Origin of the sequence: Mucilaginibacter gossypiicola (assembly GCF_900110105.1) — a bacterium.
Lineage (GTDB): Bacteria > Bacteroidota > Bacteroidia > Sphingobacteriales > Sphingobacteriaceae > Mucilaginibacter > Mucilaginibacter gossypiicola.
In genome coordinates this window covers 89,077-104,108 of sequence record NZ_FOCL01000006.1, presented here as the reverse complement: position 1 = coordinate 104,108, position 15,032 = coordinate 89,077, and the positions used below count along the sequence as shown (strand labels likewise).

General features: G+C 44.9%; 9 protein-coding genes. 2 read left to right on the top strand and 7 right to left on the bottom strand.

From position 1 onward, the window contains the following. Positions 1–34 precede the first annotated feature (34 nt). Positions 35–2,026, bottom strand: coding sequence for a T9SS type B sorting domain-containing protein (locus BMX50_RS20445; protein ID WP_167668040.1), 1,992 nt, complete (start codon positions 2,024–2,026; stop codon positions 35–37). A 172-nt stretch (positions 2,027–2,198) separates the two neighbouring features. On the opposite strand from BMX50_RS20445, the gene BMX50_RS20440 reads away from it, so the two are divergent. Further along, a complete protein-coding gene (locus BMX50_RS20440) occupies positions 2,199–3,545 on the top strand; it encodes a PQQ-dependent sugar dehydrogenase (protein ID WP_091212856.1) in 1,347 nt (448 codons plus the stop codon). Positions 3,546–3,705: 160 nt separating this feature from the next. Here the strand turns inward: BMX50_RS20440 and BMX50_RS20435 are convergent, their stop codons facing one another. From BMX50_RS20435 to BMX50_RS20415, 5 genes are all read right to left on the bottom strand, one after another. Then, positions 3,706–4,632 (bottom strand): hypothetical protein, encoded by a 927-nt coding sequence (locus tag BMX50_RS20435; protein WP_091213751.1) that lies wholly within the window; start codon positions 4,630–4,632, stop codon positions 3,706–3,708. 218 nt (positions 4,633–4,850) lie between these two features. Beyond that, positions 4,851–6,041 carry a M20 metallopeptidase family protein gene (locus BMX50_RS20430; RefSeq protein WP_091212851.1) on the bottom strand — a complete coding sequence of 397 codons (1,191 nt, stop codon included), beginning with the start codon at positions 6,039–6,041 and terminating at the stop codon, positions 4,851–4,853. Continuing rightward, positions 6,034–6,495: an SPOR domain-containing protein gene (locus tag BMX50_RS20425; protein ID WP_091212847.1), complete on the bottom strand. Its 462-nt coding sequence runs from the start codon at positions 6,493–6,495 to the stop codon at positions 6,034–6,036. Before BMX50_RS20425 ends, BMX50_RS20430 begins: the two co-directional genes overlap by 8 nt. Positions 6,496–6,760: 265 nt before the next feature. Beyond that, positions 6,761–10,072 carry a preprotein translocase subunit SecA gene (secA, locus tag BMX50_RS20420; RefSeq protein ID WP_091212845.1) on the bottom strand — a complete coding sequence of 1,104 codons (3,312 nt, stop codon included), beginning with the start codon at positions 10,070–10,072 and terminating at the stop codon, positions 6,761–6,763. Between the two features lie 295 nt (positions 10,073–10,367). Then, a complete protein-coding gene (locus tag BMX50_RS20415) occupies positions 10,368–10,931 on the bottom strand; it encodes a hypothetical protein (RefSeq protein WP_091212842.1) in 564 nt (187 codons plus the stop codon). Between the two features lie 78 nt (positions 10,932–11,009). Here BMX50_RS20415 and purD point away from each other — a divergent pair, with 78 nt between their 5' ends. Next, positions 11,010–12,284 (top strand): phosphoribosylamine--glycine ligase, encoded by a 1,275-nt coding sequence (gene purD / locus BMX50_RS20410; RefSeq protein WP_091212838.1) that lies wholly within the window; start codon positions 11,010–11,012, stop codon positions 12,282–12,284. Between the two features lie 565 nt (positions 12,285–12,849). Here purD and ispG read toward each other — a convergent pair. Further along, the gene (gene ispG, locus BMX50_RS20405; protein WP_091212835.1) at positions 12,850–14,919 is read right to left on the bottom strand and encodes a (E)-4-hydroxy-3-methylbut-2-enyl-diphosphate synthase; all 2,070 of its coding nucleotides are present in this window, start codon (positions 14,917–14,919) and stop codon (positions 12,850–12,852) included. Between the last annotated feature and the right edge of the window lie 113 nt (positions 14,920–15,032).

The following is a 15,032-nucleotide window of genomic DNA, read 5'->3' as shown; positions in this document are numbered from 1 at the left end:
GCATTTATAACTGTGCATTAACCACGAAGCCTCATCAATGTACAATAAGCACCCAACCAGATAAAAGTGGTGCGCCACTTTTAAGATCAATCACGTAGTAATAAGTACCGGAGGGCAAAACATATCCTTTATAGGCACCATTCCAGGGTTTGTCATAACCTGTGGAAGCATACACTTTTTGTCCGTTCCGGTTAAAAACATTTAGTGAGCATTGCGGGTAAGTTGATAGCGCCTCAATATCCCAGTTATCATTTAAGCCATCTCCATTAGGCGAAAACGTGGTGGGTATAACAATTTTTTTGTAAACCCTTACAAAAACCGAGGTAAAGGCAGATCCGCAACCGATGCCTGATGTAGCTTTCAGCGTGTAGGTAATATCATCGGTAGGGCTGGCAACAGGGTTCTGCTTGGTAGGGTCGTCAAGCCCATCGGCAGGACTCCATAAATAAGTGTCGGCATTGCTTGCCTGGGCATCCAGCACTACCGATTGCCCTTCAAAAATCTTTTTTTGTGGGTTTATACTTACCTCGGGGGCAGGTTTAACTGTAACGGTTACCGTTTGGGTGGCTATACAGCCCTCATTACTGGTTACTGTTACTGTATAAGTAGTGGTCTCGGCCGGCTTGGCAGCGGGGCTTCCCGAAGTTGGGTCAGATAACCCGGTAACCGGCAACCAGCTATAGCTTTTGGCGTTAGGCGTAGTTTCATTAAGAATGGTTATGCTACCCTTACAAATTGGAGCAGGGGTAATAACAGGTATAACGGGTTTTAAGTTAACCGTGGCCCTTACTTTGTCGGATGGAGTAGAGCAATCGCCTGCCGAAAAAACCTTAACCTGATAATCACCGTTAGCGGCAACAGTGGCATTGTCAATTACTAACGGATTTTGAGCTTTGTTATCAGCGGTAACGCCAGGCCCGGTCCATTCATAACTCACCGCTCCGGGCGCATTGGCCGTAAGCGTAAGCGCATCACCTTCACATACCGGTGGGGCACTAATAGAAGGTTTGTCCAAATATGCATCGACGTTTATGGTAAGTGCCTGCGAATAGGTGCGGCACGTTGGCGAATTAATGTTATTTCCTTCGGCAGCGGCAAGCCTGTATTCATAAACACCTACAGGTGTGTTGCCCTGAATAGAAACATCAAGTTGACGATCGGTTTTTCCGGGAAGGTCTTCCCAGGTACCGGTTGCGTTCTGTTTTTGCCATTGCAACCTCGTGTCCGTATAGTCATTCCCGACATTTGAGACGAGGGTAAAATTTTTCGATTCACCAAAACATACATCTTTTGTGGCATTATCATCAACGTTAGTAAATCCAACAGGCATCGTGGGGCCACAAGGCCTGAACTCTATATCGTCAAGCATCAAATCGTTCCCATTTAGGCCGGGTGCGTTATTGATCATCTCAATGGTAATTTCGTTATTACCAGAACCGGTTGAAAACAACATGCCATACCGGCGCCAATCTTCGGGGTCGCTGCTCGCGGGAATTTCGCCGGTATCATACGTAGTTTTTTCGCCGTTGGCATTAGTTATTATAAAAGTAATATCAGGCTCATGAACGCCAGGACCTGCATGTGCCTGAAATATCAGATTAAAAACCCACGCTGAAAATTCATACTTGGTGTTTTGACAGAGCGTCCCTGCACTAATTTTATAAGTAAAAAATTTCTTTGGGTCTTGCGAAGCATTAACAAGCATCATGTACCCATTAGTATTGCCTGTATGATCGTGAGTTACAACCTGCCATCCTTCCGGATGGCAATTACCAAAGCCATTATTAACATTGATATTTGTTGTATTTACAATAGTGTACTGACCATCTTCAGGACAAGCTTGTACATAGGTAAAATCAGTTATAGCACTTCCCAAAGGGGCTCCATATCCCTGCCCTGATCCAAAATCAAGTTTAAATACCGGATCGCCAAGGCTACCGTTACAAACAACCGATTGTGCCTTAACTTGCACACAAGCAAACGCAAACAAGACCACCAGAAATAATTTAATTGTATTAAAAGGCATTAAACGGTTGAGGAATATAAACATCGAACTACCAAAAATATATTTTTTTGGCAATGCCCATGCATAAAAACCGGTTTAGCTATTAATATATTACACACTGCAAAACAATCACTTATCCCAAACAATCCCGGCATCTCAAAAGTTAACTATTAGTATACAAAAGCCCCCTAATATGAAAAATAAGCTCCTCATATTTCTTTTTATTATTGGTGCTGTACTTACGGCCTGTAAGCACAAAAAACCTGCTAACTATAATAATGAGGATACCGTTATCAATAAAAGCCGGCAGGAAGTTAGGTTGCCCGCTCCATATGAAACAAAAGCCGTCAAAAACTACTGCGATGTTATTGGCTGGCCTAAGGGCAAAACCCCTGTTGCACCAGCAGGCTTTTCGGTGAGTTTGTATGCTGATGGGCTGGATAACCCGCGCAATATTTATGTAGCATCAAACGGTGATGTTTTTGTAGCATCAAACGGTGATGTTTTTGTATCTGAGGCTAACACCGAAGTTACCGGGTTAAAAAAGATTGGTGCCGATATTATAGGCATAAGCAAATCCCAGCATTTTGGCAAAAGCGCCAATAAGATTTTATTATTTAAAGATACCAACGGAGACGGCCTCCCCGATTCAAAAACTGTTTTCCTGAGCGGATTGAACCAACCTTACGGAATGCTCATCGCCGGCGACTGGTTTTATGTAGCCAATACTGATGGTTTGTGGCGATATCCATATAAAATGGGCGAGATGAAGGTAAGCGGCAATGGCATTAAAATATTAGATCTGCCGGCAGGCGGATATAACAATCACTGGACCCGCAACCTGCACCTGAGCGCCAACGGCAGCAAGATCTATGTGTCGGTAGGATCGGGCAGCAATGTTGCAGAGCATGGAATGAGCAACGAAAAACGCAGGGCAAATATCCTGGAGATTAATCCCGACGGCAGCGCCGAACGGGTTTATGCCTCGGGCCTCCGTAACCCAGCGGGTATTGATATTCAGCCCGGCACAGGTGTTTTGTATACAGCCGTCAATGAACGCGACGACCTTGGCGACCAACTGGTACCCGATTACCTCACCAGCGTTAAAGATGGCGGCTTTTACGGCTGGCCCTGGGCTTACTTTGGCCAGCATGAAGATCCGGTATTGAAACAGAAAGATCCCAATCCCGAAATGGTTAAAAAAGCAATTGTGCCCGACGTTGCCCTTGGCGCACATACAGCATCGTTGGGCTTAGCATTTTACAATGGCACAAGCTTTCCGCAGGAATATCATAATGGAGCTTTTATCGGGCAACACGGTTCATGGAACAGTTCAAAACTGGTAGGTTATAAAGTTGTTTTTGTTCCCTTCAGTAATAATAAACCAACCGACCAAATAACAGATTTTTTAACCGGCTTTATTGCCGATAGCGCCAAACAAAAAGTATATGGCCGCCCGGTTGGGGTGGCTGTAGCAAAGGATGGATCATTGTTGGTAGCAGATGATGCAGGGAATAAGATCTGGCGGGTGAAGCATTAACAAAGCCAGAGATAGCTCGTCTCAAACCCACAGGTGTTAAAAAAAGATGTCATTGCGAGGCACGAAGCAATCGCATGCTATACAAAGCGACCATGCTTCCGTGCGATTGCCACGCTACGCTCGCAATGACATGGTTTTTCTGCTTTAGTTAGTCAGGCTTCTACTCCTTTTTATAATCCTTATGCACAATCAAAAAACTGGCACGTTCTTCTTTATGGAAAGGAATGTTCCAGTTGCCCTGGTAGGTAATTTTGGTGGGTAGCGGTTCGCCATCAAAATTATTAAGTTCGATGTTCATCTGCACATTAAAATCGAAGAACATATTGCTGAATTTCATGTCGATATAACGACCAAGGATCTGGAAGGTGCGTTCATCAAATATGGTGGTCATTTCCTTGATCATGGTATCACTGTCGGATGTGCTGGGTTTGCACCTTACCTTAAAGCGATAAACCGGGATTGTGTCAAGGTATTTACCACGCGCAAACTCATAATAGTAATACTGGCGCATATCATCACCGAATATTTCCGTTTTACTGCTGATGAAGGGAATGCCGTTTATTTTGCGCCCTGGTGTGAAAATGAGCGCTTTGAGTTTGCTTTTGTACGATTCGTTTTTACCGCCGGAACCCGGCAGGGCATAGCCTTTGGTAAAATCAGAATTATAGGCGTTCATGAAAATAAAATCGAACATCTCCACAGTGTACAGCTGGTATTTGCCGTTCTTTTTATAAACATCGCCACTATCCTTTTTGGCTATGTATTCAATTTTATGTTTACCGGCCGCGTTGCTATGCAGAATTTTGCGGTAGATGCGCCCGCTTACTTTATTCTTATTATCGTACGTAAAAATTCGGTTTTCAGCAGTAAAGCCGAATTTCTTCATGTTTTGGAAAGCTTTGTAGAAGCCGGTATCGGCCAACACAGCATCAATAAAATCCTGGGCATTAAGTTTATGCGAACGGATATCAACCAGCGAATCAATCACGATGGTACGGATGGTATCCGGATTGAAGCGGTTGATCTGCTGGGCTTTGACGAACAGACTGGCAGAAGTAAGGATAAGGATCAGGAGTAGTTTTTTCATTAAATACTTTTTACAGCATGTCATTGCGAGCGTAGCGTGGCAATCTCGTAGCCAATGCCTGTTCGATATGCATAGCTACGAGATTGCTTCGTCGTCCCTCCTCGCAATGACATGATTTTAATTTTATGTCATTGCGAGCGCAGCGTGGCAATCGCATACAATACAGAGCCGATCTGCAGAGTTCGCGATTGCTTCGTTCCTCGCAATGACCATGTTTTTTAATTTCCTAATTGCTTAACCGCCAGATAGGCCATTAAACCGGTACTTACTTTAAATGCATCTTCTTCAATATCAAAAGTTGGTGTATGTACAGAAGAAGTAATACCTCGGGCTTCATTGCGGGTGCCAAGGCGGTAGAAACAACTATCGGCGGCTTGCGAATAGTAAGCAAAATCTTCGGCGGCCATCCAGATATCCAGGTCGAGCACGTTTTCTTTACCCAGGTAATCTTCGGCGTGACCGCGGGTGGCATGGGTTAGTTTTTCTTCGTTGATCAGGAACGGATAACCGCGCATGATATTAAAATCGCAGCTTCCGCCCATACTTTCGGCAATGCCTTCGGCCATTTTCTTCATGCGTTTGTGTGCTTCCTCGCGCCATTTTTCATCCATAGTACGGAAAGTACCTTCCAGGTAAACCTCGTTAGGGATCACGTTGGTAGCGCCATTAGCTATCACCTTACCAAACGACAGTACCGACGGGCTTTTAGGATCGGCAAAACGACTTACTACCTGTTGCAAAGCAGTTAGTATATGAGCAGTGATAATTACCGGATCAATATTTTGTTGCGGTTGTGCACCATGGCCGCCTTTACCTTTAACAGTAACGTAAAGCTCATCCGTTGAGGCCATATATTTACCCGCCCGGAAACCAACTTTACCTGCATCAATCAAAGGCATTACATGCTGGCCTAAAACAGCTGCAGGTTTTGGATTTTCCAAAACTCCTTCTTTAATCATGATGCTTGCACCACCGGGCAGCTTTTCTTCGGCCGGTTGAAAAATCAATTTAACGGTACCTGCAAACTGGCTTTTCAGTTCGGTTAAAATTTTAGCGGTGCCCAATAATGATGAAGTGTGCACATCATGACCGCAGGCATGCATCACGCCCGGATTTTGCGATTTGTACGGAACATCATTAGCTTCCAGTATCGGAAGTGCATCCATATCGGCACGCAGAGCTACTACATTGCCTGCATCTGACGGTTTTTCACCTTTAATTAAGGCTACTAAACCGGTATCAGCCATTTTATGGTATTCCAGTCCAAGCTCTTCCAATTTGTTGGCTACAAACACCGAGGTTTGCAGTTCATGAAACGAAAGCTCGGGATTAGCGTGCAGGTGGCGGCGGTTGCCCACTACCTCGTTGAATATTTTTGCGGATAATTCCTGTATTTGCTCTTTAATCATTATTAGGATCCGTTTTAGGGAGATTTATTTTTTCAGAAATGATGAATATGCTTGTAAACGTCGAACGCAGGTCCTGTACCAGCTTTTCGGCTTCGAGGCGGGTACGGAAATCGCCGGCTTTTACTTTAAAGTTAGGATCGCGGTAGGTGATGTAGGTTCGCAATTCGGGATGCTGTTGTTGAAGCCGGTTTTGTGCATTGTAAGCATCTTTACGGTTAGAGCCGCTGAAAAACTGCACCCGGTAACCAAAGGAAGCACCTGTTGCATCGGTACCGGCGGCACCGCTTAGTGAAAAACGCTTAGCTATCAGCGAGTCAACCAGCGGGTCTTTTATTACCTCCACCTTGCCACGGGTTTGGGCAAAGGTTTGGGTTGATGCCAATAGTAATAAAACAAAAAAGCAGTATCTGATAATGGCTGGCTTAGCTTGATGATCAAATACTGCTTTTTTCATTTGGTAAATTTTCTTTTAAACCGTTAGTAGCTGGATGACATCACGAGCAGAGGCCTGTCACCCTGAGCCTGTCGAAGGGTCGCGTGTAAAGGCCTGCCCACCATGCTTCGACAAGCTCAGCATGACACCCTTTTTAACCGTCATTGCGAGGTACGAAGCAATCCCAAACTATACAGGGCAAACTTTTATAGCTGCTCTGCCAATCGGGGATTGCTTCGTACCTCGCAATGACGTGGTTGTTGTAGCCCGCTTTCGCGGGCTTATATTAATTCTGCCCTACGCCGTGGCAGTTTTTGTATTTTTTACCGCTACCGCAAGGGCAAGGGTCATTACGGCCTATTTTGTTTTCAACCCTTACCGGGGTGATTTTTTGCTGTTCCTGAGGGAAATCATCCATCGGCACACCGTTGCTTTCGCTTACTACTTCGGCCTTGGTGGTTTTCATTTTGCGCAGGTCAAGCTTTGGTTCAGGCTTTGCTTCCCTCACCTCTTCGGCCTGTTGCTGAACCGGGATGCCGCCACGGAACAGGAAGCTTACAATTTCCTTATTCACATTGGCCAACATGCCTCTGAACAGTTCAAACGCTTCAAACTTATAAACCAGCAATGGGTCCTTTTGTTCGTAAACCGCGTTTTGTACCGATTGTTTTAACTCGTCCATTTCGCGCAGGTGCTCTTTCCAGGCATCGTCGATCAGATATAAGGTAACGTTTTTCTCGAAAGATTTGAATACCTCATGACCGTGGTTTTCAACCGCCTTTTTAAGCGGAACTGCTACCTGGATGCCGTGAATACCATCGCTGAAAGGAACAACAATGTTTTCAACATATTGGCCGCGGGTTTCATAAACATCTTTAATAACCGGGTAAGCCTGTTGTGCAACCGCTTCCTGTTTGCGTTTATAAAAATCCATTACAGTTTGGAAAGTCAAATCTGTTAATGCCGGAATTGTTGTTGATGTAAATTGATCCGCACTAAGCTCAATATCAACAGAGAACAAACGGATCACCTCTAAAGTGAAACCATCGTAGTTAGCGCTTTCTTTATACTCGGTAACAATATCTTCAACCACATCAAAAATGGTGTTGCTCAGGTCAACGTCTAAACGTTCGCCAAACAAGGCATTTTTACGTTTAGTGTAGATCACTGTACGCTGTGAGTTCATCACGTCGTCATACTCCAGCAAACGTTTACGGATACCGAAGTTGTTTTCTTCAACTTTTTTCTGCGCACGCTCAATTGATTTAGAGATCATGGAGTGCTGGATAACCTCGCCCTCTTCAATCCCCATACGTACCATCAGGCTTGAAATCCGCTCTGATCCGAATAAACGCATCAGGTTATCCTCTAACGATACAAAGAACTGCGAAGAACCCGGGTCACCCTGACGACCGGAACGACCGCGTAACTGCCTGTCAACACGGCGCGACTCATGGCGCTCGGTACCTACAATTGCTAAACCGCCGGCATCTTTAACACCAGGGCCTAATTTAATATCCGTACCACGACCAGCCATGTTGGTAGCAATGGTCACAGTGCCTGCTTTACCGGCTTCGGCCACAATATCGGCCTCTTTCTGGTGCATTTTGGCGTTCAGTACGTTATGTTTAATACCGCGCAGCTTAAGCATCCGGCTCAATAATTCAGAAATCTCAACCGATGTTGTACCAACCAATACCGGACGACCGGCTTGTGTAAGCTTAACAATCTCTTCGGCAACCGCGTTGTATTTTTCACGTACGGTACGATAAACCAAATCCTGGCGGTCATCACGTACAATACCCGAATTGGTTGGAATTTCAACCACATCCAGTTTATAAATTTCCCAGAACTCACCGGCTTCAGTAACAGCAGTACCGGTCATGCCGCAAAGCTTGTGGTACATCCTGAAGTAGTTTTGCAGGGTGATAGTGGCAAAGGTTTGGGTTGCATCCTCAACCTTAACGTTTTCTTTAGCTTCAATAGCCTGGTGTAAACCATCAGAGTAACGGCGGCCATCCAATACACGACCGGTTTGCTCATCAACGATTTTTACTTTGCCTTCGTCAAGGATGTATTCTGTATCTTTTTCAAACAGGGTATAAGCTTTAAGCAACTGGTTAACCGAGTGGATACGCTCAGATTTAATAGAGAAATCACGCATCAACTCATCTTTGTGAGCAATTTTCTCTTCAGTACTTAAGCTTGATTTTTCGATCTCCGCAATTTCGGTACCCACATCAGGCATCACAAAGAAATGAGGATCTTCGCCAGACGCGGTGATCAGCTCAATACCTTTTTCAGAAAGTTCAACCTGGTTATTTTTCTCGTCAATAACGAAGAATAATTCAGAGTCAACCTTTGGCATCTCCTTGCCCTGATCCTGCATGTAATGGTTTTCCACTTTTTGCAGGATGGTACGGTTACCGCCTTCGCTAAGGAATTTAATGAGTGCTTTGTTTTTTGGCAAACCACGGTAAGCACGTAATAACGCCAAACCACCGCCGTCAACTTCGGTATTACCATCGTTAATCGCTTTTTTGGCTTCGTTCAATACACCGTTGATGTAGTTTTTCTGCGCATTAACCAGGCGCTCAATGCGTGGTTTCAGTTCGTAAAACTCATGCTCATCACCACGTGGGATAGGGCCAGATATAATTAAAGGTGTACGGGCATCGTCAATTAAAACGGAGTCAACCTCATCCACCATGGCATAATGCAGTTTGCGTTGTACCAGCTCTTCGGGGCTGCGTGTCATATTGTCACGCAGGTAATCAAAACCAAATTCGTTGTTGGTACCAAAAGTAATATCAGCTAAATAAGCAGCACGGCGCTGCTCCGAGTTTGGCTCATGTTTGTCGATACAATCAACAGATAAACCGTGGAACTCATACAACGGGCCCATCCACTCGCTATCGCGTCGGGCCAGGTAATCATTCACCGTTACGATGTGAACACCTTGTCCGGCAAGGGCATTCAGGTATGCGGGCAGCGTGGCTACCAGCGTTTTACCTTCACCTGTTGCCATCTCCGATATTTTACCCTGGTGCAGTACGGTACCGCCAATAAGCTGTACATCATAGTGAACCATGTTCCAGGTAACTTCATTACCGGCTGCTATCCAGGTGCTGCTATGGAAGGCTTTATCGCCTTTAATAGTAACATTTGATTTGCGGGCAGCCAGTGTGCGGTCAAACTCGGTAGCGGTAACTTCTAATGAACTATTGGCAGACAAGCGGCTTGCTGTTTCTTTAACTACAGCAAATGCCTCCGGCAATATGTTCATTAATATATCTTCAAGCTCTTTGTTACGGTCTTTTTCAAGCTTATCAAGCTGAGTATAAAGCTCAACTTTTTCAGCCACATCCATATCAAGCTCGTTTTCTGTACGATCTTTAATGGCTTGTATCTCACTGTCGATACCTGAAAGGCCTTCGGCAATGGTTTCTTTAAAATATATGGTCTTAGCCCTAAGCTCATCATTACTCAGGGAGCCAAGCTTGGCATATTCAGCCTTAATTTTCTCAACTATAGGCTGTATACTTTTTACATCCCGTTCTGATTTGCTTCCGAAAAGCTTACTGATAAAATTTAACATATTATTTTATTATGATACAACCCGGTTCAACAATTGCGCCATAGCAGCCATTAGAGCCAAATTGACAGGCAAATGTAAGATTTTGCGCCGAAAGCCGAAAGGATAATGGCTTAAAGCGCCGTGCGGGGTGTAAGATTGACATTACGGTGTTTGTATTTGTTGATTAGTGATCGAATTGTTGTTGTTAGATGTCATTGCGAGGAGGAACGACGCGGCAATCGCATGCTATACAGAGCGGCCATGCTTACGTGCGGTTGCCACGCTGCGCTCGCAATGACATAGTTGGTCGCTTCTATTAGTTTTTTGATTCATCATCTCCTTCTTCATCATCATAGCTATCATCGTCAAAATCATCAAAATCGCCCGTGTCTTCGTCATCTTCATTAAACTCGCCAAAAAAGCGATCTTCGTCAAACATCAGTTCTTCCAATTTTTCCTGTTCGGGCGTACTGGTGTCAAAGCGGATGGCCCAGTTATCCGGAATATCGTAGCTTTTATCAAATCCCCTGATCCATTCTACAAAAACCAGCCGAAACTCTTCCACTTTTTCCCGCATCAACTGCACATAATCCTCTTCATTAATTTTTACCATTGATGCAAAAGACACCGCGTTGAACATATCCTGCACAGCCAGTTTAATAAGCACAGCATTCTGCATCCGCAGCGAATACAGACTACCACCTTCGGCGCCGGCTATTTTTGCCTGGATGAGGGCGGCATTACTGCACATCTGGATGGCCAGATGTTCCTTCATGCTGTCTTCTTTTAATGATTCGGCAATTACATCTGCCAGGTCAAATAATTCCTGCGATTTTTGGTATACCGGGAGCTTTTCAAACTTTTCGAGTCTACGGGCCATGTGGTAAATTTACTACTTATAACACAAGTAGCCTCATATATAGTATTAAAGGCTTATTAAAAAAACTATCTTTGCCGCATGAACATCCTGATTCTTGGTTCGGGCGGAAGGGAAAGTGCCTTCGCCTGGAAAGTAGCCCAAAGCCCTAAGTGCGACAAACTTTTTATTGCTCCCGGCAATGCCGGTACCACCCAGTACGGTACAAACGTAAATATTAAGGTTACCGATTTTGAAGGTATTAAAGCGCTTGTTTTAAAAGAGGATATTAACCTGGTATTGGTTGGGCCTGAAGAACCGCTGGTAAAAGGCGTTCATGATTTTTTCCTGGCCGATGAGCAATTGAAAAACATCCCGGTTGTTGGTCCGCAGCAGGAAGGCGCACAGCTGGAAGGCAGCAAAGATTTCTCCAAGCAGTTTATGGAGAAACATAATATCCCCACTGCTGCCTATAAAACTTTCACCAAAGATACTTTACAGGATGGCCTGACTTATTTAGCTACCGCCGGCTTACCCGTGGTATTGAAAGCCGACGGACTTGCAGCCGGTAAAGGCGTACTGATCTGCCTTACTTTAGAAGAAGCACAAACTGAACTTACCGCCATGCTGGCCGATGCCAAATTTGGCGAAGCAAGCTCACGCGTGGTTGTGGAACAATTTTTAACAGGTATTGAGCTATCAGTTTTTGTGATGACCGATGGCAACAGCTACAAAATTTTACCCGAAGCTAAAGATTATAAACGTATAGGTGAAGGTGATACAGGTTTAAATACCGGTGGTATGGGTTCTATCTCCCCCGTTCCGTTTGCAGATGCCGCCTATATGAAAAAGGTAGAAGAACGCGTGATCATACCTACCATTGAAGGTTTGAAAAAAGATGGCATACCTTATAAAGGCTTCATTTTTATTGGACTGATGAACAGCGACGGCGAACCATGGGTTATTGAATATAACTGCCGTATGGGCGACCCGGAAACAGAAAGCGTAATGCGCCGCATTGATTCGGATTTTGTTGACCTGCTGTTGGGCGTTGCCGAAGGAAACCTGAACGAAAAAGAGATCATCATCAGCCCAAAAACAGCTGCTACCGTAGTTATGGTTGCAGGCGGTTATCCCGGCGAATACTTGAAAAATAAAGTGATCACCGGCACAGAAAACGTGCGCGACTCGATCGTGTTCCATGCAGGTACTTCAATGGATGGTGACGATGTGATCACTACGGGCGGCCGTGTATTGGCTATCACTACTGTACAGGATGATATGTTCAGCGCCTTGCAGCAGGCAACTGCCGATGCAAGCCGTATTTATTATGACGGTATGTACTTTAGGAAAGATATAGGCTTTGACCTTCTTTAAGAAGTCATTGGGTCATTAGTCATTAAGTCATTTTTTTGCAGTTCCAAAACTCATGTCCCCTCAGGGTCTCTCGCAGATTTAAGTTAACCCACAAAACGCCTTGCAGTTTAATCGGCAAGGCGTTTTGTTTTGCCCCTCTGGGGGCAAAGGGTATTTCTATAATTTTTATGCTACAAACCTTTTGCACCTCTGGTGCATCTGTCCTTAAACATCCCAATTAATAACTAATTATCTTACAAAACCTTGCCGGCCCCAGCGGGGCCACGTGTTTATAGCATTAAAAGAAGGCTTTTTTGGCTCCGTAGGTGCCTCCTATTGAAATTTCAGGTTGGTGAATTTGTGGGTTAACTTAAACTCGCAGAGAGACCCTGATGGGACGTTAAAGCTACATGGCGGAATTTTTTAATTATGTCATGGGTAGCCTATCGAAGCATGGTGGGCAGGCCTCTTCGCACGACCCTTCGACGGGCTCAGGGTGACAATCCCACTTTTCCTCTACAAGAATCCCTCAGAGGGGATTAAAATCCTTAAATCCGATTAATCAGTTTAATCCCGGTTCAGCCAATTACTCCTGCACGGCATCAATCCAATTGCCGTCACCTTTGATAATATTGATCAATTCATCAAGTGCATTGGCCGAGCTGATGTTTTTCTTTACGGCTTCTTTACCGCGGTAAAGCGTAATTTTATCGGTACCAGAGCCTACATAACCATAATCGGCATCGGCCATTTCACCCGGACCATTTACGATACAGCCCATGATACCAATCTTCAAACCTTTAAGGTGACTGGTACGACTGCGGATCATCTGCGTAGTAACCATCAGATCGAACAGGGTACGCCCGCAGCTTGGGCATGAAATATATTCAGTTTTAGAAATGCGTGAGCGGGTAGCCTGCAAAATGCCAAAAGCGGTAGAGGTAATAACATTTGTAGGTAGTTCAGGCGCATCAATCCAGATACCATCACCAAAACCGTCAACCAATAACGCGCCGAGATCGGTAGAGGCGTATAATTGTAAGTTCTGAGTCTTAAGTTCTAAGTCTTGAGTCTGTTCTTCCTGACTTCCGACTCCCGACTCCCGACTTTCCGACTCAAAAACATAGCTTCTCTTCACAATCACTGGTACATCGAGCCCCAGTTCTTCCATTTTGAAGAAAAAAGAACGCTGTTCGGCCATGCCGTGTAATGCATCCGTTTCAAGTACCAGTACCAGTGAGTTATCCAGCTGGATAGATCCGAATGCATCCGAATCAATATCGGCTGGTTTTAAACGCACCAGGTTCAGTTTTGACGAACGGTCGACATCGCCAATATATTCATGTAAAGTAAATGCCGGGTGGCAATTGGTTTTATCGGTCAGCTTAAGCCAGGTGTTGTAATTATACAGTTGCTTTAAGTTGCCCGGCAGGGTAAATGAAGGTAATTCATCAGCCAGGTAAACAAAATCAACTGATTGCTCGGCCATGTTATATTTATCCAGCAATGGCGAGTACAGGTAACCGGCCTCGTTCAAAACAGCAGGATCTTTAAGGTTCTTTTTAGATAGATCAACAACAACCCGCGGCACCAAATGTCCGCCGATAAATGCGTTGGCCTCATAGGTTTCGCGTTTCTTATATTCGTAGGGATTGTGTTTTGAAGGTGAAAGGTCAAAGGTTAAAGGCGAAAGGTTTTTATTTTCTCCAGAAGCTTCTACCTTTTGCCTTTCGCCTTTCGCCTTTTCCCTTAAAGTATAACGGCGAACCAACTCAATAGCAACGGGCGCTTCGGCTTCGGGTTCTTCTGTTAGGGATACACGCACGGTATCTCCAAGGCCATCCTCGAGCAGAGTACCTATACCTACGGCAGATTTAATCCGACCATCCTCACCGTCACCGGCTTCGGTTACGCCAAGGTGCAGCGGGTAATTCATGCCTTCGGCAACCATGGTTTCAACCAGTAAACGGTAGGCCTGCACCATTACCTGTGGATTGCTCGATTTCATGGAGATCACGAGGTTATAAAAATTAAGCCGCTCGCACATCCGCATAAATTCCATGGCCGATTCAACCATGCCCTGCGGGGTATCACCGTAACGGCTCATGATCCTGTCGCTCAGCGAACCATGGTTGGTGCCGATGCGCATGGCAGTACCATACTCCTTGCAAACTTTTACAAGTGGTGTAAATTTTTGAAAGATGCGTTCCAGTTCGCCCTGGTACTCCAGGTCGGTATAATCTATCTGGTCGAATTTCTTTTTATCGGCGTAGTTGCCGGGGTTTACGCGCACTTTCTCGACTATGCGGGCAGCTACTTCGGCAGCATTTGGGGTAAAGTGAATATCAGCAACCAGCGGCACAGTATAGCCACGCGCACGAAGCTGTTTTTTTATCTCGGCCAGGTTTTGGGCCTCTTTAATGCTGGGCGCAGTGATCCGCACATACTCGCAACCGGCATCAACCATGCGAATGGATTGTTCAACCGTACCAATGGTATCCATGGTATCGGTAGTGGTCATGCTTTGTATGCGAATTGGATTATTCCCGCCCATAGGCACATCACCAATATTAACCTCGCGGGTAACAAAGCGTGAATATTCGGTTAACGAATTACAATAACGGCCGGGCAGCACTTTAACAGCATCAGTATTCATCAATGATGGAAATTAATATGATGCAAATTTAGTGAATATGTTGGGATTAGGCTACCTGCGCGTAAATGATAAATTATTATGACGCTAACTATCATAGATGGGAAATTATATAC

Excerpts from the sequence above, each read along its gene's own strand:
- BMX50_RS20445 (WP_167668040.1), bottom strand. The coding sequence starts at position 2,026 with ATGCCTTTTAATACAATTAAATTATTTCTGGTGGTCTTGTTTGCGTTT.
- BMX50_RS20440 (WP_091212856.1), top strand. The coding sequence starts at position 2,199 with ATGAAAAATAAGCTCCTCATATTTCTTTTTATTATTGGTGCTGTACTT.
- BMX50_RS20435 (WP_091213751.1), bottom strand. The coding sequence starts at position 4,632 with ATGAAAAAACTACTCCTGATCCTTATCCTTACTTCTGCCAGTCTGTTC.
- BMX50_RS20430 (WP_091212851.1), bottom strand. The coding sequence starts at position 6,041 with ATGATTAAAGAGCAAATACAGGAATTATCCGCAAAAATATTCAACGAG.
- BMX50_RS20425 (WP_091212847.1), bottom strand. The coding sequence starts at position 6,495 with ATGAAAAAAGCAGTATTTGATCATCAAGCTAAGCCAGCCATTATCAGA.
- secA (WP_091212845.1), bottom strand. The coding sequence starts at position 10,072 with ATGTTAAATTTTATCAGTAAGCTTTTCGGAAGCAAATCAGAACGGGAT.
- BMX50_RS20415 (WP_091212842.1), bottom strand. The coding sequence starts at position 10,931 with ATGGCCCGTAGACTCGAAAAGTTTGAAAAGCTCCCGGTATACCAAAAA.
- purD (WP_091212838.1), top strand. The coding sequence starts at position 11,010 with ATGAACATCCTGATTCTTGGTTCGGGCGGAAGGGAAAGTGCCTTCGCC.
- ispG (WP_091212835.1), bottom strand. The coding sequence starts at position 14,919 with ATGAATACTGATGCTGTTAAAGTGCTGCCCGGCCGTTATTGTAATTCG.